The following is a 19,302-nucleotide window of genomic DNA, read 5'->3' as shown; positions in this document are numbered from 1 at the left end:
GCTTCCAGCCTCAAGTTTTATCTGGACCAGACGGATTCTTACGAAAGCTCACCCGCGAGGCTGTTTTCGTAAGCATCTTGAGTCGGGCACGTCCCGGCGGTGCACACGTTTTTCGCAAGAAACCCGTTCCCCAAGAGTCACAAAGAGAAGGTAGGACACCGTGAACCCGGTTATCAAAAAATTCCAGTTCGGTCAGTCGACCGTCACCCTCGAGACTGGCCGTATCGCCCGTCAGGCTTCCGGCGCAGTATTGGTCACCGTTGACGACGACGTCAGCGTATTGGTGACGGTTGTAGGTGCCAAGCAAGCTGATCCAGGCAAGGGCTTCTTCCCTCTGTCTGTTCACTACCAGGAAAAAACCTACGCTGCGGGTAAAATCCCAGGCGGTTTCTTCAAGCGTGAAGGTCGCCCTTCCGAAAAAGAAACCCTGACCTCGCGTTTGATTGACCGCCCGATCCGTCCACTGTTCCCGGAAGGTTTCATGAACGAAGTGCAGGTTGTCTGCACCGTTCTGTCCACCAGCAAGAAAACCGATCCGGACATCGCTGCGATGATCGGTACTTCGGCTGCACTGGCCATTTCCGGTATTCCTTTCGATGGTCCAATCGGCGCAGCGCGCGTTGCTTACCACGAAAGCACCGGCTACCTGTTGAACCCGACCTACGAGCAACTGGCGGCCTCGAGCCTGGACATGGTAGTTGCCGGTACGTCGGAAGCCGTATTGATGGTTGAATCGGAAGCCAAAGAGCTGACCGAAGACCAGATGCTGGGCGCGGTACTGTTCGCTCACGATGAATTCCAAGTGGTAATCCAGGCGGTTAAAGAGCTGGCTGCAGAAGCTGCCAAACCGACTTGGGACTGGGCTGCTGCTCCAGAAGCCACCGACCTGCTGGGCGCTATCCGCTCCGAGTTCGGCGAAGCGATCTCCCAGGCTTACACCATCACCGTCAAGGCTGACCGTTACGCTCGCCTGGGTGAATTGAAAGACCAAGTGGTTGCCAAACTGTCCGGTGAAGAAGGTCAGCCTTCTGCCAGCGACGTCAAAGCTGCCTTCGGTGAAATCGAATATCGCACCGTTCGCGAAAACATCGTTAACGGCAAGCCGCGTATCGATGGCCGTGACACCAAGACTGTTCGCCCTCTGAACATCGAAGTTGGCGTACTGCCAAAAACTCACGGTTCGGCGCTGTTCACCCGTGGTGAAACCCAGGCTCTGGTCGTTGCAACGCTGGGCACTGCCCGTGATGCACAACTGCTGGACACCCTTGAAGGCGAGAAAAAAGACCCGTTCATGCTGCACTACAACTTCCCTCCGTTCTCGGTAGGTGAATGTGGTCGCATGGGTGGCGCTGGTCGTCGCGAAATCGGTCACGGCCGCCTGGCTCGCCGCTCGGTTCAGGCCATGCTGCCTGAAGCTGACGTGTTCCCGTACACCATCCGTGTTGTTTCGGAAATCACCGAGTCCAACGGTTCCAGCTCCATGGCTTCGGTTTGCGGTGCATCCCTGGCACTGATGGACGCGGGCGTACCGATGAAGGCTCCGGTAGCCGGTATCGCCATGGGCTTGGTTAAGGAAGGCGAGAAGTTTGCCGTTCTGACCGACATTCTGGGCGACGAAGACCACCTGGGCGACATGGACTTCAAAGTAGCCGGTACCTCCAAAGGTGTTACCGCGCTGCAGATGGACATCAAGATCAAGGGCATCACCGAGGAAATCATGGAGATCGCCCTGGGCCAAGCCCTGGAAGCTCGCCTGAACATCCTGGGCCAGATGAACCAGATCATCGGTCAGTCGCGTAACGAGCTGTCGGCTAACGCGCCGACCATGATCGCGATGAAAATCGACACCGACAAAATCCGTGATGTTATCGGTAAAGGTGGCGCGACCATCCGTGCAATCTGTGAAGAAACCAAGGCTTCGATCGACATCGAAGACGACGGTTCGATCAAGATCTTCGGTGAGTCCAAAGAAGCAGCAGAAGCAGCGCGTCAGCGCGTTCTGAGCATCACTGCTGAAGCTGAAATCGGCAAAATCTACGTAGGTAAGGTTGAGCGCATCGTCGACTTCGGCGCATTCGTCAACATCCTGCCAGGCAAAGACGGCCTGGTTCACATTTCGATGCTGAGCGACGCTCGTGTTGAGAAAGTGACTGACATTCTGAAAGAAGGTCAGGAAGTTGAAGTGCTGGTGCTGGACGTGGACAACCGCGGCCGTATCAAGCTGTCCATCAAGGACGTAGCGGCTGCCAAGGCGTCGCAAGCTTAATCGCTGCAGACACCTGCTTTGAAAAAGGATCCTTCGGGATCCTTTTTTTATGTCTACAGTAATAGGCAGTGCAAAAGGCCATGATCGAAAAGCCGCAACTTGCATGCTGTTTTGAGTGGCGTCATGCAATCTGCACGATCTGCCCAAAATGATGAGATCATAACTATCTGATTTTTAAGGATTTTATTCTTTTAAAAAGTTGGCACAGGCCCTGCACTGGTACTGATAACCCTGCTGCTGTGACACGGCGCAGATTTTTAAGAAGACAGGAGTTACTTGTATGAAGAAGTTCGCTATTGCTGCCGCAACTGCCACCGCTCTGACCTTGACCCTGGCCAATGCTGCGTTCGCTGCTCAAGCAACTACTCAGGCGCCGATGGTCGTGGCTGCTGGTGAAGTCACCAAAGCCAAGGAAGCTACTTCTGATACCTGGATCACGACCAAAGTTAAATCTGACCTGCTGACCGAGAAGGGCATTCCAGGTTCGGACATCAAGGTAGAAACCAACAAAGGCGTGGTTTCCCTGTCCTCGACAGTAGCGGTCACTGAAGCGCAAAAGAAAATCGCTGTCGATATCACCAAGAAGATCAAAGGTGTTAAAGCTGTTTCGGCCGATGGTCTGAAAGCAGAGTAATCACGCTAATTCGTAGAGCCGGGGGAAAGCAGGAGCAGGTGATTTAAGCGTTACGCCTGCAGCTTTCAGAATAGGTTCATGCGACGGCCACACGGAAGTGGTCATTACAGCCCCCGGCGTAGTGCGCCGGGGGCTGTTCTATTTTGCAGGGCCAACCCCAAGATCGCAGTCTACGACACCACCCTGGGGCGAGGTGGATGGCGGGAACAGATGTGTCGCAGGCGCTGCCGAGGCACCAAGGCTGCGATCTTTTGGCCGGTTAAACAGATCGCAGCTCACGCAGGTTGATGCCTTACTCACTGTCCAAATGCAGCGGTGAAATTATCCGGCCATCGCTTTCGGCTTCACCCAGTGTGGCGTCGATGAAGTACACGCGCTCGTCAGCCAGGCCGCCTTTATCGACCAGATAGTCCTTGATGCTGCTCGCCCGCTCTTGGCCCAGTTGACGCAAGAGCACATCGCTCTTGCTCCAGAAATCGATCAATGCGGCACTCATCCTGGCCGCACGTTCGTCGCGGCTCAGCTGGGTCCACTCAGCAGGTGGCTGTTGTTTGAGCCGTGCGCGGTAGATACCTTCCAGCAACGGCCCTTTTTCATCGTCTGGAACCTTCAGCAGCCCTGCGCTGGCTGGGACCTTGTCACCGCGGCGCTGGAGGATTTTGTAGTAGTTGTACTGATACTCACGCTCCAGTCGCTCTTGCGCAATCAGTGGACCGTCACTGCTGCGGGCAGCCGTGCCTTCAATTTCCAAGCGCAAGGCCGGGCGTTGTTTCAAAGCCTCGGCCAGCGTGATCAGAGCTTTTTGTGCATCTGGGTTCAGATCGCTGGAGCCCGGTGCGAATGACACGGTACCGAGGTCTTCTGAACCACCGCCGGTGACCAGGCCGGCAATGAACTTGAACGGTGCTTGCGCCGCACGCAGGACCAGATTGCGCAGGGTCTGCCAAACAATCGGCATCACACTGAACTGCGGATTGTTCAGATCGCCTGTCACTGGCAGTTCGATCGAGATCGTACCGTTGGTGTCTTTAAGCAAGGCCACCGCCAGTTTCAGCGGCAGGTTGACGGCGTCAGGGCTGTCGACCTTCTCGCCCAGTTGCAATTGTTCAATCACCACCTTGTTTTCAGCCTTGAGCTGGCCTTGAGTGATCAAGTAGTGCAGATCCAGGCTCAGGCGCCCTTTACGAATCCGATACCCGGCAAACTTGCCGGAGTAGGGCGTCAATGTGGTTAGCTCGACACGTTTGAAGCTGGTGGCGATGTCGAGACTGGCCATTGGGTCAAAAGGATTGACGCTGCCCTTGATCGTGACCGGTGCATAGCGGTCAACCTTTCCCGCCACATTCACGCTGGCCGGTTTGGCCTGGCGACTATCAATGGTGCCAATCTGACCGTTGAGCTGTTGGATGGCGGTGGCGAAGAACGGTGTCAGGGTAAAGTCGGCGAAGTTCGCCGAGCCATCATTGATCGCGATCCCACCTACATGAATCGCCAAGGGCTTGCTGGCGGCCGTCGCCGGTTTGGCTGGGCCTTTGGCGCCTTTGTCGGGGGCTTGCGGGATTAACAGGTCATCGATGTTGGTGGTGCGATCATCATTGATCATGAAGCGCACATAAGGCTGTGTCAGATTGACCTTGGCAATCGACAGGCTGGCGTCATGCTGGTAGTTCAGGTCTTCAAGTACCAACCGCTGCCATTTCAGGAAGTCGCGGTTCTTCATCGTGTCCAGGGTGTGCAGTTGGTCTACCTGGGCACGGCCCTCTACGGTGAAGGCCAGCGGCTCGACCCCTTTGAGATTGACCGCCAGATCACTGTCGAGCATGCCGCTGCGCAGTTCTAGGCGAATAAATGGGTCGATGTATGCCTGGGCGACCCGCAGGTCGATGTCTTTGGTGGTGACCTTGAGCTTCGCGCTGATGGGGCTCAAGTTGACATCACCGCTGGCGGTCAGCTTGCCCTGTTTACCAATACCCGTGTCGAGTGTGAGCGTGAAGGGTGACCGGTTCAGGCTGTCGAAGTTTTTCAGGTTCAGGTTGAGCGGGCCGACGTCCAGCGCGACCGGTGTTTTAGGTTCCTTGTCGGCCAGGTGCACGCGATAGTCGCGCAGCTCAACGTCCTTGAGCAGTACTTGCCACGGCTTGCTGGGCGCGGCCGGGGTGGGTTTTGGAGCCTCAACGGTTACGACGTCGTCAGTTTTGGGTGCCGGTTTGACGGGTTGGCTGGCAAACAGCTTTTGCCAATCGAGCTGGCCATCTTTTTCCCGGGCTGCCCAAGTCTCCAGGTTGTTGCTCTGGATCTTGCCGACCACCACTTGTTGTTTGGCCAGGTCGACCGTGGTGTCGCTGACCGCCAGACGTTCCAGGCGCACCAGTGGGCGGCCGTCCGCAGCGTTGACCTTGAAAGGAGCAATGCTGGCGGTCAGGTTGTTCAGTACCAGCTCTGTGTCCTTGGCCAGGTTCAGCGTGTAATCGGTGCTGAAATTCACCACGCCGTCTTCAAGCGCCAATGGCAGCGCGTCGCGCACATAAGGCCACCAGGCTTTCATTTGGCTGTCGGTAACTGTGAGCTTGCCCGTGGATGCAACAGGCACCAGGCTCAGCGTACCGGTCCAGTCAATTCGGCCGCCTGCCGGACCTATCGCGACCAAGGTCATATCGGCGTTGTCTTCGGGCAAGGTGCTGAGGTTTTTCAGCTCAAGGTTCATCGAGTCATACAGAAACTCGATCGGCTCACTGGGGCGTTGATCGATGAAATGCAGGTAGCCGTCGGCGAGTTTGATGTTGTCGATGCGCACCGGGAAAGGTTTGCTGTCGGGGTTGTCAGGCGTTGGTTCGCTGGCCGGTAATTTGAACAGTTGGGCCAGATTGAAGGTGCCATCCTTGCTGAACAGCAGTTCGGTCTTGGGCTTGTCCAGTTGCACGTCGGTCAGGTGCAGGGCTTTGGTCCACAAGCTGTCGACTTGCAGGTTGGTGTAAAGGCGCTCGAACCCGACTTGTTCCTTGCCGGGTTCACCGACCCTCAAGCCCCACAGCGTCAGCTCCAGGCTGAAAGGATTGAACTCCAGTCGGTCAAGTTTGGCCGGGACGGTGGCGTAGTGGGCTAGCTGCTGATTAATGATGCGCAAGCCGACGCCGGGCAAAATAAAGAAGCCCAGCACGCTATAAATCGCGATAGCCGTTAACACTGCGCCAATGGCGCGTAACAATCCTTTGAGCATGTGAGGCGTCGTCTTTACGTTCAGGAGTGCCTTTGAGTATGGCACGCGTTTCCGGTTCCGATATGAGCGCCTAATTTTGGGCAGGACTTTTCCCTTTTTTGCTGGCGTTTAGAACTGCAAAATCAGCGTTTTCAGCGGCGGCTGATTATCCATAGACGGGAAGTCCGATGCGGGCGTCAGCACTTGCCAGTCGCGCACGGGGCGGCCGGCCTTCTCGGCGCAGCGCAGTACTTGTTCGCGCCAGTCGTCCATGCTGACTTTTGCCAGGTTGTTGCAGCAGATCAGGACACCATCCTGGGCGGTGGTGAGGACCGCTGGCTTAAGCAGGCTCTGATAGTCACGCAGCAAGTCGACGGTGCCAAAAGCACTTTTGGCCCAGGCAGGTGGGTCGAGCAGCACCAAGTCATATTCACGTTGGTCGAGGCGGGGGTAGGCCGGCAGTTTGTGACGGCGCTGAACAATCGGCAATCCGGCCAATTGGCGGATCGCGGCGAAGTAGTCAGACTGAACGAAGGTCATCTTCTTCAATTCAGGGTTCAGCAGGCCATTTTCACGGCCAACGGCCAGGTTGCCCTCGGCAAAGTCCAGGTTGCAAACCTCACTGGCACCGCCCGCCGCTGCGCTCAGACCTACGCCGCAGGTGTAGGCAAAGAGGTTAAGCACACGCTTGCCCGCACTGTGTTGCTTGACCCAGCCGCGCGCGTTGCGCAGGTCCAGAAACAGCAAGGGGTCCTGGCCAGCATGACGTCCACGCACCCGGTAGTTCAGCCCCCACTCGTGGCCGATCATATCCTCCAGCGCGGCGTCTTCGGCACGGTACACCGTGTCTTCGCGATCAATGCGTGAGTTTCCCTGGGAGCGGTCGTTGTACACGAGCAGAAGTTCCAGGCCCAGATGCTGATTGACAGCTGCATGCAGTTGCAGCAAATCAGCGCGCTCAAGGCGCTGATGGAAGCTCTGCACCAGTAATTGAGGGCCGTAGCGGTCGATGGTCAGGCCGCCCGCACCTTCCTGGCTGCCATGGAACAGGCGATAGCAGTCAGTGCCCTGCGAGTGCAGTTCAGCCAATAAATCGTGGCGATTATCGAGGGCGGCGCGCAGCGCCTGATTCAAGGAAGACATGCGAGGCGCCTTGGGGGACAGATAAGGCGCGGCAGTTTACCAGACCCTGAGGTCAATCATCCAAGCCCCATTCGCCGCCGTGCGCGCTGCACCGAACCGTTGCGCACAGCCCAGCGCAGAATTGGCGCGGTACTGTTAACACCCGCGCGCACGCACTGGCGGGTCAGTGGGCGCTGTACAAGCCCAAGCTGATCGCTGGCCCAGTCAGGCAACAAATCAATCCCGGCCTGCATCATCAGCGCACCGAACGGTTTGGCCAGCAGGCTGGGGGCGGGCGCATTGAGCAGCAAGCGAATCACTTCGTGGCTGCGTTCATCGCAGAGCAACTGCGGGCGAACACGCGCGAGATACTGAGCAACCTGCTGACGCGAGCGCGGCACGTCCCTGGCGCCCAGGCGTTCGGCGACCGATGCAATTTCATCGTAATACTGGTCTTGATCTTCATCAGACAAGTGCGGATTGCGGTAGCGAAGATGCGCCGCCAAGAAGTTGCTGACTTCAGCCACGTGCACCCACGTGAGCAGTTCTGGGTCGCTGGCGGCGTATGGCCGGCCATCCAGCCCGGTGCCCGTCACTTGCAAATGAATGGTGCGCACTTTGTCGATCAGCCAGTTGGCATCCTGGGTGGAGCCAAAGGTGGTGCCGGATATGAACTGGCCGGTACGGCGCAAACGGCCCAGCATGTCCTGGCGGAAATTGGAGTGGTCCCACACCCCGGCCAAAGCCAACGGGTGCAAGGCTTGCAGCATCAAGGCGCTGATGCCGCCAATCAGCATGCTGGTGAAATCACCGTGCACACGCCAACTGAGAGAATCGGGTCCAAACAGGCCAGGGTCGCCTTTGGGGTTTTCGAGGTCGAGCCGACCGAGTGAAAGCCCGGTCAGGTTCATGATCTGGCGTTCGATCGGGCGACGAATAAATTCCATGGTGCCTCGGCTGTGCCGGCCAGTCGGGGAGACTGGCCGGCTATCCATCAACCGCGATGACGGCCGCGGAAGTAGTTGATCAGACCTTGGGTCGATGCGTCTTCAGCTGGCTCTTCGAGGTTACCGGTCAGGCGGTTGTAAACGCCTTTGCCGAGTTCTTTACCCAGCTCTACGCCCCACTGGTCGAATGCGTTGATGCCCCATATAACGCTTTGGACAAAAACCTTGTGCTCGTACAGCGCCACCAGCGCACCCAGACGGCGCGGGCTGATGCGTTCAACCACCAGGGTGTTGCTCGGGCGGTTGCCCGGGATCACCTTGTGCGGCGCCAGCTTTTGCACTTCTTCTTCGCCCAGGCCTTTGTCGCGCAGTTCTGCCTCGGCTTCTTCGCGGGTTTTACCCAGCATCAAGGCCTGGCTTTGCGACAAGCAGTTGGCGTACAGCCACTGATGGTGATCGGACACGGGGTTGAAGCTGACAATCGGCACAATGAAGTCCGCGGGAATCAGCAGGGTGCCTTGGTGCAGCAACTGGTGATAGGCGTGCTGACCGTTACAACCCACGCCGCCCCAGATCACCGGACCGGTATCGGTCGACACCGGGGTGCCGTCCTGGCGCACGCTCTTGCCGTTGGACTCCATGTCCAGCTGTTGCAAGTGCTTGGTGATGTTGCGCAGGTAGTGGTCGTACGGCAGGATCGCGTGGCTTTGTGCGCCCCAGAAGTTGCCGTACCACACGCCCAGCGCGGCCATCAGCACCGGCATGTTTTGCTCGAACGGTGCGTTCTGGAAGTGCTGGTCCATGCTGTAGGCGCCGGACAGCAGCTCTTTGAAGTTGGACATACCGATCGCTAGCGCAATTGGCAACCCAATGGCCGACCACAGCGAGTAACGACCGCCCACCCAGTCCCACATCGGGAAGATGTTTTCTTCACGAATACCGAACGCTACGGCCGCCGCGTTGTTACTCGACACCGCGATAAAGTGGCGATGCAGTTCAGCTTCCGAACCGCCTTGAGCCAAGTACCAGGCCCGTGCCGCTTGCGCGTTTTTCAGGGTTTCGAGGGTGTTGAAGGATTTCGAGGACACGATGAACAGCGTGGTTTCTGCACGCAGTTTTGCGGTCAGTTCGTGGAACTCACTGCCGTCGATGTTCGCCAGATAGTGGCAGCGCACGCCTTTTTGCGCGTAGGAAAGCAGCGCTTCAGAGACCAACTCCGGGCCGAGGAATGAGCCACCAATACCGATGTTGACCACGTCAGTAATCGGCTTTTCGGTATAGCCGCGCCACAGGCCGTCGTGAATCTTGCCGACCAGTTCGGTCATTTGATTCAGGACTTTATGCACCTGCGGCATGATGTTCACGCCGTTCACCGACAGCTTGTCGGCCACAGGACGGCGCAGGGCAGTGTGCAGGGCTGGACGACCTTCGGATGCGTTGACGATGTCGCCTTCGAACAGCGACTTGATCGCGTTTTTGAGATCGGCCTCGTTAGCCAGATTAACCAGCAAGTTGCGGGTTTGATCGGTGATCAGGTTTTTCGAGTAATCCAGAAACAGCCCGCAGCTGCTTAAGGAGAAATCCTCAAAGCGCTTGGGGTTGCTGTTGAAGGCATCGCGCATGCTGAAATGTTGCATGTCGGCGCGGTGCAGTTTTAGCGCTTGCCAGGCGGGCAGAGCGGTAACGTCGTGAGGAGTGCGGTAGTACGCCATCGCTGCGAATATCCTTTTGCTTGAACTGCCTTTTGGACACTGAAAACACCGAAACCTTCGATCTGAGGTCAAGATTTCGGTCGGTCTGATTCTGCGCTTCATTCAGAAGCAGGGCGATTACAGTAAACCTCGCGCCCGCTTCTGTCTCGGCTTTGTCTGACGCTACTGCGTAACTTTTGTCACGAGCATGTTACTCGGGTACTACACAGTTTTCAGTGTTAGGTGATGGGTTGGGGGGCGGACCTGCTGTTCCGTGCAGACCGCTTCTTAAAATGAACCCTCAAGGTTCAGGTGTATGTTGTCGATCAGGCGCGTGCTGCCCAGGAACGCTGCAACCAGAATCACCACGTCGCGATCATCGATGGTCGCTGGCAGCAGGGTCTGTGCCTGACGGATCTCCAGGTAGTCGGGGCGAAACCCTTCAGACTCGATCAGCGCCAAGTGGTGGCGAATCAGCTCAGGGTAATCCCGCGCACCGGCTTTGATCGCCTGAACGATTTCGTTCAGATGGCGGTACAAGGAGGGCGCCATCTGGCGCTGCTCATCGCTTAAATAGCCATTGCGCGAAGACAAGGCCAGGCCATCTTCGGCACGCACGGTGGGCTCGCCAATAATCTGTACCGGGATGTTGAGGTCATTGACCATGGCACGGATCACGGCCAGTTGCTGATAGTCCTTCTGGCCAAAGATCGCCAGATCGGGTTGGACCATGTTGAAAAGCTTGCTGACGACAGTGGTCACACCGTCGAAATGCCCCGGACGACGACTGCCGCACAGTTCATTGCTCAGTTGTGCGGCGGTCACGCGGGTCAGGCCTGTCATGCCGTTGGGGTACATTTCTTCGTCAGACGGCGCGAACAGCAGGTTGCAGCCTGCCTGCAAGAGCGTTTCCTGGTCGGCCGCAAGCGTGCGCGGGTAGGTGTCCAGGTCTTCATTGGCGCCGAACTGCAGCGGGTTGACGAAAATACTCGCGACGACGAAATCGGCTTGCTGGGCGGCGGTGGTCACTAATGCCGCGTGACCGCTGTGCAGGTTGCCCATGGTGGGCACCAGGCCGATTTGTTTTCCTTCGCTGCGGGCGCGGGCAACAGCGGCGCGCAACTCGCGAACGGTTTTGACTGTGTTCATGCAGAGAATCCGTGTTCGGTGCCAGGAAAGCTGACGGCTTTGACTTCAGCCACATAAGCGCTGATTGCCGATTGGATGTCGGGTTGTCCGGTCATGAAGTTTTTCACGAACTTGGGTACGCGCCCGGTCAGCGACAGGCCGAGCATGTCGTGCAGGACCAGCACCTGACCGTCGGTATCACTGCCGGCACCAATGCCGATGACCGGAATTTTGACCGCGTTGGTGATTTCTTTGGCCAGTTCGCTCGGTACGCATTCGAGCAGCAACATGGCCGCACCGGCCTGTTCCAGGGCGATCGCATCGGCGCGCATCTGGCGAGCCTGATTTTCGTTGCGGCCCTGAACTTTATAGCCCCCCAGCACGTTGACGGTTTGTGGGGTCAGGCCCATGTGGGCACACACCGGAATGCCTCGCTCGGCCAGCAGTCGGATCGATTCGGCGAGCCACACGGCCCCTTCAACTTTGATCATGTGTGCGCCCGCCTGCATCAATTGGGCGCTGTTGTTCAGCGTTTGCTCAGTCGTCGCGTTGGCCATGAACGGCAGGTCCGCGAGAATCAAGGCGTCTTGGTTGCCGCGCTTGACGCTGGCCACGTGGTAGGCCATTTCGGCAGTAGTGACTGGCAGAGTGCTGTCATGCCCTTGCAGAACCATGCCCAAGGAGTCGCCCACCAGTAACACTTCCACGCCTGCCTGATTGCAGACGTGGGAGAAGGTGGCGTCATAGCACGTCAGCATGGTGATTTTTTCACCTTTTTGCTTAAGGCTTTGCAGGGTGGTCAGGGTGATAGCCGGCATGAAAAAGGATCCTCGTCAGGCAGTGTGATAACCACTGCGTGTCACGCACGTGATTCATCGTATAAGCAGACACACCTTTTAGAGACGGTGCTTGTAGCGCCTGCTTTTCACATTGCGCCGTCCAATGGGCGGCGGGATGCCTATAGTCGTGACGGGGGCACTGGAAGTCAATTAGAGGTGTTACCGCTTGAGTGTTACCGCACTCATTGATTCGTTTCAGCGAGTGGTGCGAGACGCTCAAGGCCGACGAATGGGCAGTGAGCCAGTAATTGCTCAAGGCTGCGGCCATCTGCGAGAACCAGCGAGGCTGGCGCCAGTTCGGCCAATGGGTACAGAACGAAAGGGCGGGCGTGCATGTGGTAATGCGGGACTTTGAGCCGAGGTTCGTCGATCAAATGATCACCGAAGAGCAGGATGTCAAGATCCAGGGTGCGTGGGCCCCAGCGTTCGTGGCGCTCACGGCCCTGATCAAGTTCAATGGCTTGCAGCGCATTGAGCAGTTGCAGCGGCGCCAGAGTGCTGTCGATGGCTGCCACGGCATTGGTGTAGCGCGGCTGACCGGGCAGTAACGAATCGCTCTGATAGAACGCCGAAACCCCGGCCAAATGTGAGTCTGGCAGTTGCGCCAATGCCTGGACGGCACTGCGCAGTTGTTCTGCCGGCTCAGCCAGATTGCTGCCCATGCCGATGTAGATACGTTCCATCACTTACTCGTCCGCGCCCGCACTGCGTTTGCGTTTGCTACTGCCGGTACGGCGACGTTTGCGCGGGGCAGGGCCTGCGCCGTCTTCTTTAGCAGTGCTCAATTCGCGGATCATCTCGCGACGGCCGCTGTCATTGGCGTCCTGATAGTCGGTCCACCATTCGCCCAGGCCGTGGGTCTGCTCGCCCGCGCTTTCACGCAGCAGCAAGAAGTCATAGCCTGCCCGGAAGCGCGGGTTGTCGAGCAGCATGTCGGCGCGTTTGCCGCTGCGGCGCGGCAAGCGTTCTTGCATGTCCCAGATCTCACGGATCGGCAGCGTGAAACGCTTGGGGATGGCAATGCGTGTGCATTGTTCGGCGATCAGGTCGTGTGCCGCTTCCTGCATGGCAGGAATGGCTGGCATGCCACGGTCTTGCAGGTGCATTACGCGAGCCGGCAGGGCGGGCCACAACAAGGCGGCAAACAGGAAGGCCGGGGTCACCGGTTTGCCCTGCTTGATTCGCAGGTCAGTGTTGCGCAAGGCTTCGCTGATCAGGGTGTGGGTGTACGTCGGGTTGTGTTCCAGCGCCTCGGCACTGGCCGGGAACAGTTGATCGAGCAACTGCAGGTCTACCAGCATTTCGAAGGTGTCAGCCGCGTTGCCCGACAGGAACAGCTTCAAGACCTCTTCGAACAGTCGCGCAGACGGGATCTCGCGCAGCATTGGCGCCAGGGCGCGGATCGGCGCTGCGGTGTGCTTCTCGATACCAAAGTCGAGCTTTGCAGCGAAACGCACGGCGCGCAGCATGCGCACCGGATCTTCCTGGTAGCGTTGCTGAGGATCGCCGATAAGGCGAATTAGATGGTTGCGAATGTCGTGCACGCCGTTGGCGTAATCGAGAATTCGCTCGCTTACCGGATCGTAGTACAAGGCGTTGATCGTGAAGTCACGACGCTGGGCGTCTTCTTCAAGTGTGCCGTACACGTTGTCACGCAAAATACGCCCGCTTTCGTTACGCGAGGACTGGTTGCTGTCTTCCTCTTCGTCGTTTTGCGGGTGATTGGCGCGGAACGTCGCGACCTCAATGATTTCGCGACCAAAATGGATATGGACCAGCTTGAACCGACGACCAATGATTCGCGCATTGCGAAACTCGGCGCGCACCTGTTCTGGGGTGGCGCTGGTGGCGACGTCAAAGTCTTTGGGCGTGATGTTGAGCAGCATGTCGCGCACGCAGCCACCGACCAGATAGGCCTGATAACCGGCGTTTTGCAGACGTTCGACAATATTGACGGCGTAACGGCTGAATTGGGCGCGTTGCAGCGAATGTTGGCTGCTGTTGAGCACTTCAGGGGTGCTACGCAGTTGTTGCGTGCGACGCTTGGGAGTACGGAGTGACTGGAACAGCTTCTTCAGCATGGGATGCACTGTTTGAAGGAATGTTCGGCCAAAACGAAGAATGACCGCATGATGGGCGGGGATTCTAGCATTTAGTCAGGGGATGGTGTAGGAAGCTGAGCTTGTCTTGCGCGCTAAGCTACAAGCGGCAAGCGAAACTGCGGCAAAAGCGTTGAGCCAGAGCGTGTCACAGACAGGTGTTAATCGCAGCAAGCACAAGGGGAGCCGAAGCTCCCCCAGAATTAGTTGCATGCTCTATTTTTATTATCGATTGCGGGCTTTTTGTTTTTGTTAAGTGCCCTGGTTACCAGGGTTGACCCTGTGTAACCCTCTCAAATCGAGAGATAAGAGCAAACGGATTGCTTTGGTCGCTGTGTTGATGTGATCAATGATCCAACTAGTTCAGGCTCTGCTTTAAGTGCAGTTTTTGTTGTTCTCTGCCTAGCCGTGGGGCAAGCCCCATGTACAACACCTCTCCAAAACAATCAGTTAGCTGCGCCTCCGCCGTGTTGTTTTTGTTATGCGTGAGCCGATACGTCTTATTTTTATTGTGTGCTGCTGTGTTTCTTATTGTTCTTGTACGAATACATATAGCAGGGTGCGTGCCAACTTTTGCGAGGCCCAGCAAAATAAGGGGGTTCCCGGCTTTTCACTTTTTTTCGGACCAAAAAAAGCCGGGGTTTCGTTACCGTAATCCCCGGCTTTTGTTACGTGATTAGTCAGCGGTAACAGTTTTTTCTCTGTCTGGCGTGTTACCCCAGGCGTTACCCACCTCAGTTTTCGCTGGCGACACCCGTTTTTCTGCGTGGAATGCCCAGGCGCTGACGACGTTCCCACAGACATTTGCGACTTACCCCCAGCTTGCGGGCCAGTTCGGTCTCGGTCATATGGTCTTGATGCTCCAGAACGAAGTGCTGGAAGTAGTCTTCCAATGACAGGTCTTCAGTCGGATCCAGGCTGGTGTTACCGCTACTGATGCTCTGCTGCGGGGCCAGGCCGATGAAGTCGTCGTCCTGCAGATCGCTCAACTCGATATCGATACCCAGTAGGTCAGCCGAGATTTCCGGGCTTTCGCACAGGATAACGGCGCGCTCCACGGCGTTTTCCAGTTCGCGCACGTTACCTGGCCAGGAGTAATGGCTGATGGCGCGTTCGGCATCGGGGGCGAATTTCAGATCAGTACGGCCTATGCGGGCGCTTTGGCGAGCCAGGAAGGCGCGGGCAATTTCGTTGACGTCAGCACCGCGTTCGCGCAAAGGCGGGAGTTTGAGCGCGATGACGTGCAGACGGTAGTACAAGTCCTCACGGAATTGGCCAACCTTGGCCAGATTCTTGAGGTCGCGGTGGGTGGCGGCGATCAGGCGCACATCGACCTTTTGCGACTGCACCGAACCCACGCGGCGAATTTCGCCTTCTTGCAGTACGCGCAGCAGACGCGCCTGGGCCTCAAGAGGCAGCTCGCCGATTTCGTCGAGGAACAATGTCCCGCCGTCGGCTGCTTCGACCAGCCCCGCGCGTCCGGCGCTGGCGCCAGTAAAGGCGCCTTTTTCGTGGCCGAACAGTTCGGATTCGATCAGTGATTCAGGAATGGCTGCGCAGTTGACCGAAATCATCGGCGCCTTGGCGCGTCGGGACAGGTTGTGCAGGGCGCGGGCGACCAGTTCTTTACCGGTCCCTGACTCACCCTGGATCAGCACATTGGAGTCGGTGGGCGCTACCTTGCGGATCTTGCTGTACATGTCGAGCATCGGTGGGCACGAGCCAATGATGCCGATTTCGCCGTTGCTGTTGTCCACTGCGTGTTTGTCGGTGTTGCCGGACTTGGCGGCCGGCCGCTCGGCAGCGACGCTCTGGTTGTTTTGCCGGTCCCTGAGGATCCGCGCCACGGCTTGCAGCATTTCGTCGTGATCAAAGGGCTTGGCGATGTAGTCGACCGCGCCCATTTTCATTGAGTCCACGGCTGAGCGCAGGCTCGCGTAGCTGGTCATGATCAGCACCGGCTTGCCTTGGCCCAGCTTGATCAGCTCGGTGCCCGGAGCGCCGGGCAGGCGCAAATCGCTGACAATCAAGTCGAACGAGGGAATGCTGAAACGCTCTTGCGCTTCCTGTACCGAGCCGGCTTCGCTGACTTGGTACTGATTACGCTCCAACAGACGGCGCAACGCGGAGCGGATGATTGTTTCGTCTTCGACGATCAAAATATGCGGCATTGATTCGGTTCTCTCGACGGTCTCAGTTCACAGCGGACGTCGCTTCGACATGACGCGGTAGTGTCACCCGAATACGGGTTCCGCGTTGGCTCTGAATGTCAGCCGGGCTGTCGATGGTGATTTGTCCATAATGCTCTTCAACGATGGAATAGACCAGTGCAAGGCCCAAGCCGGTACCTTCGCCAGGGTCCTTGGTGGTGAAGAAGGGTTCGAACAATCGGTCCATGATGTTCTTCGGAATCCCGGTGCCTTCGTCTTCAACGATCAGGTCGACCGTGTGTTCGCTGGCTTCGCTCTTGACCCGTACTGCGCTGCCGGCAGGCGAGGCGTCGCGGGCGTTCGACAGCAGGTTGATCAACACCTGCGCCAAGCGTTGCGGATCACCGTCGACCCAGTGATCGGGGTCGCACAGGTTGTAAAACTGCACCTCAAAGTTGCGTCTGTTCAAGGCGAGCAGACCAATGGCATCTTGAGCGACTTCGGCCAGACAAACGGGCTCGTCATTGTGCTGATGGCTGCCCGCATGAGCGAAACTCATCAAAGACTGCACGATGCGTGAGATGCGTTTGGTCTGTTCGAGGATCTGGCTGCTGATTTCCGTCAGTTCGCCATCGCCTTCGCGCTCTTCGCGCAGGTTTTGCGCCAGGCAGGCAATGCCGGTCACCGGGTTACCGATTTCATGTGCCACGCCTGCCGCCAGTCGACCAATGCTGGCCAAGCGCTCTGAGTGCACCAGTTTGTCCTCGAGCATCTGGGTGTCGGTCAAGTCTTCGACCAGCAGCACCAACCCGCTGTTACCCGGTGCCAGCGGCTCATCAATGGCCGCCTTGTGCAGGTTCAGCCAGCGAGTCTGGCCGTCCAGGGCCAGGTGCTGCTTGTGCAAGTGTTCGTCGGGCAGGTTGATAAAACCTTGCAGCAACTCACGCCAAGGATTGCCCAGAGTGTTCAGGCGCGACCCGACCACGCGCTGCGCGGGAATGCTAGTCAGCTCTTCCATGGCTTTGTTCCACATCAGGATTTCCTGATCCTTGGCCAGCGAGCACACGCCCATGGGCAGCTCTTGCAGCGTTTGTCGGTGATAACGACGCAGGGCATCGAGTTCGGCGGCCAGGCCGGTCAGGCGGGAGTGGTAGTCTTCAAGCCGACTTTCGATGAAATGAATGTCTTCGGTCACGTAGTTTTCGCCGCCGGATTTGTACGGCAGGAAGGTTTCGACCATGTCCTGGGCAACGCTGGGGCCCATCAGGCCGGACAGGTTGGCCTCGATGCGGTCGCGCAGGCGACGCAAGGCGTAAGGTCGACGCTCGTCGAAGGGTAAATACAGATCGCGCAGGGCTTGTTCGACTTCCTTTTGCGCCGCCTTGGCGCCCAGCGGTTTGGCCAATTGAGTGGCAAACTCTTGCGGGGAGGCTGCATGCAGTTCGCGGCGTTGTGGACGACGCACGTTATCTACCGCGCAGGCTTCGGCTGCGCTGGCTTCTTCGGGGCTGGCGTTGGTGAACAGGGAAATCAGGGTGAACATCAACACGTTGGCGGCGAGCGAGGCGATCGCTGCCATGTGCCAACTGGTGTCGTCCAGCACATACACCACGTCGAGCCACGGGATATAGAAACCCTGGAAGTTCCCGATCAGCGGGAACAGCATGCTGCCCATCCACACCACGATCCCGGCCAGCAAACCGGCAATGAAGCCGCGTCGGTTAGCTGTTGGCCAGTACAGAACCGAGAGCACGCCCGGCAGGAACTGCAAGGTGGCGACGAAGGCGACGATGCCCAGGTTGGCCAGGTCTTGCTCAGCCCCCAGCAGCAGGTAAAACCCGTAGCCGGCCATGATGATGGCCACAATCAGTGCACGGCGAGTCCACTTCAGCCAGCGGTAGATGTTGCCTTCTGCGGGCGGTTGATACAGCGGCAGTACGAGGTGGTTGAGCGCCATGCCTGACAGCGCCAAGGTGGTCACGATGATCAGTCCACTGGACGCCGAGAGCCCACCGACATACGCCAGCAGCGCCAGGGCCTTGCTGTTGGCGGTGATGCCGATTCCTAGTGTGAAGTACTCGGGGTTGGTGGTTGCGCCCAGTTTCAGGCCGGCCCAGAGAATCAGCGGTACAGCGAGGCTCATCAGCAGCAGGAACAGGGGCAAGCCCCAGCTGGCGCTAACCAGTCCGCGCGGGTTGAGGTTTTCGGTAAAGGTCATGTGATACATGTGCGGCATCACAATGGCCGAGGCAAAGAACACCAGCAGCAGGGTCCGCCATGGGCCTTCTTGCAGCGGTGTGTGCAAGGCGGCGAGGGCGTTCTGGTTTTGCAGCAGCCAGACCTCCAGCTGTTGCGGGCCACCAAACACGCCATACAGGGCATAGAGCCCAATGCCGCCGATGGCGACCAATTTGATCACCGATTCAAAGGCAATGGCGAACACCAGCCCTTCGTGCTTCTCGCGCGTTGCGATGTGCCGCGACCCAAAGAAGATCGTGAACAGGGTGATCATCGCGCAGAAGCTCAGGGCGACACGGTGTTGCACCGGCTCTCGGGTCAGGATGCTGATGGAGTCCGCCACTGCCTGAATTTGCAGGGCCAACAGCGGTAACACGCCGATCAGCATGAAAACCGTGGTCAGTGCGCCGGCCCAGGAGCTGCGAAAACGGAAGGCAAACAGGTCGGCCAGTGATGACAACTGGTAGGTGCGAGTGATTTTTAAAATGGGGTAGAGCAGCACGGGGGCCAGCAGAAAGGCTCCGGAAACCCCGAGGTAGCTGGATAAAAAACCGTACCCGTATTCATAGGCCAGGCCCACCGTGCCATAGAACGCCCAGGCGCTGGCGTAAACGCCCAGTGACAGGGTGTAGGTCAGCGGGTGGCGGATGATGGCGCGCGGGATCATGCCTCGTTCGCTGATCCACGCTACTGCAAACAGCACCAGCAAATATGCGGCGCTGACCAGCACCATCTGGGTCAGGCTAAAGCTCATCGGCATCTTTTTGGCTCTGAAGAATAAAGGTCACAACGATCAGAATCAGCCAAAGCAGATACGGTCTGTACCAGGCGCCCGTCGCGTCGATCCACCAATCCATGATGGCGGGGGAAAAGAGGTAGATCCCGACAACCAGCAACAGGACCAATCGATAGATATACATCCTGCCCTCACTTTTGCTGGCCGCATGCCCTAAAAACGTGCGGCGATGGTAACGGATGGCTGACAACCTGCA

The 19,302-nt window shown here is 57.8% G+C and carries 12 protein-coding genes; 2 read left to right on the top strand and 10 right to left on the bottom strand.

Translation table 11 applies throughout. The features are described 5' to 3' along the window. The first annotated feature begins 160 nt into the window (after window positions 1-160). A complete protein-coding gene (pnp, locus tag NTD86_RS04625; protein WP_262200996.1) occupies window positions 161-2,266 on the top strand; it encodes a polyribonucleotide nucleotidyltransferase in 2,106 nt (701 codons plus the stop codon). Window positions 2,267-2,546: 280 nt separating this feature from the next. Then, window positions 2,547-2,900, top strand: coding sequence for a BON domain-containing protein (locus NTD86_RS04620; RefSeq protein ID WP_262200995.1), 354 nt, complete (start codon window positions 2,547-2,549; stop codon window positions 2,898-2,900). Between the two features lie 292 nt (window positions 2,901-3,192). On the opposite strand, the gene NTD86_RS04615 is transcribed toward NTD86_RS04620, so the two are convergent. From NTD86_RS04615 to NTD86_RS04570, 10 genes are all read right to left on the bottom strand, one after another. Beyond that, window positions 3,193-6,117, bottom strand: a complete 2,925-nt coding sequence (locus NTD86_RS04615; RefSeq protein ID WP_262200994.1) for a DUF748 domain-containing protein — start codon at window positions 6,115-6,117, stop codon at window positions 3,193-3,195. A 108-nt stretch (window positions 6,118-6,225) separates the two neighbouring features. Further along, window positions 6,226-7,239, bottom strand: coding sequence for a class I SAM-dependent rRNA methyltransferase (locus NTD86_RS04610; RefSeq protein WP_262200993.1), 1,014 nt, complete (start codon window positions 7,237-7,239; stop codon window positions 6,226-6,228). A gap of 56 nt (window positions 7,240-7,295) precedes the next feature. After that, window positions 7,296-8,165 carry an oxygenase MpaB family protein gene (locus NTD86_RS04605; RefSeq protein ID WP_262200992.1) on the bottom strand — a complete coding sequence of 290 codons (870 nt, stop codon included), beginning with the start codon at window positions 8,163-8,165 and terminating at the stop codon, window positions 7,296-7,298. 47 nt (window positions 8,166-8,212) lie between these two features. Then, a complete protein-coding gene (gene pgi / locus NTD86_RS04600) occupies window positions 8,213-9,877 on the bottom strand; it encodes a glucose-6-phosphate isomerase (RefSeq protein ID WP_262200991.1) in 1,665 nt (554 codons plus the stop codon). Between the two features lie 267 nt (window positions 9,878-10,144). After that, window positions 10,145-11,005 carry a pantoate--beta-alanine ligase gene (gene panC, locus NTD86_RS04595; protein WP_262200990.1) on the bottom strand — a complete coding sequence of 287 codons (861 nt, stop codon included), beginning with the start codon at window positions 11,003-11,005 and terminating at the stop codon, window positions 10,145-10,147. Beyond that, the gene (gene panB, locus NTD86_RS04590; RefSeq protein WP_262200989.1) at window positions 11,002-11,802 is read right to left on the bottom strand and encodes a 3-methyl-2-oxobutanoate hydroxymethyltransferase; all 801 of its coding nucleotides are present in this window, start codon (window positions 11,800-11,802) and stop codon (window positions 11,002-11,004) included. The genes panC and panB overlap by 4 nt, the downstream gene beginning before the upstream one ends. 203 nt (window positions 11,803-12,005) lie before the next feature. After that, a complete protein-coding gene (gene folK, locus NTD86_RS04585; protein ID WP_262200988.1) occupies window positions 12,006-12,506 on the bottom strand; it encodes a 2-amino-4-hydroxy-6-hydroxymethyldihydropteridine diphosphokinase in 501 nt (166 codons plus the stop codon). A 3-nt stretch (window positions 12,507-12,509) separates the two neighbouring features. After that, window positions 12,510-13,904 carry a polynucleotide adenylyltransferase PcnB gene (locus NTD86_RS04580; RefSeq protein WP_262200987.1) on the bottom strand — a complete coding sequence of 465 codons (1,395 nt, stop codon included), beginning with the start codon at window positions 13,902-13,904 and terminating at the stop codon, window positions 12,510-12,512. 752 nt (window positions 13,905-14,656) lie between these two features. Beyond that, window positions 14,657-16,093, bottom strand: a complete 1,437-nt coding sequence (locus tag NTD86_RS04575; RefSeq protein WP_262200986.1) for a sigma-54-dependent transcriptional regulator — start codon at window positions 16,091-16,093, stop codon at window positions 14,657-14,659. Window positions 16,094-16,115: 22 nt separating this feature from the next. Then, window positions 16,116-19,070: a sensor histidine kinase gene (locus NTD86_RS04570; protein ID WP_262200985.1), complete on the bottom strand. Its 2,955-nt coding sequence runs from the start codon at window positions 19,068-19,070 to the stop codon at window positions 16,116-16,118. Between the last annotated feature and the right edge of the window lie 232 nt (window positions 19,071-19,302).

Origin of the sequence: Pseudomonas sp. 7P_10.2_Bac1, assembly GCF_025465935.1 — a bacterium.
GTDB lineage: Bacteria > Pseudomonadota > Gammaproteobacteria > Pseudomonadales > Pseudomonadaceae > Aquipseudomonas.
This window is presented reverse-complemented; position numbering and strand designations above follow the sequence as displayed.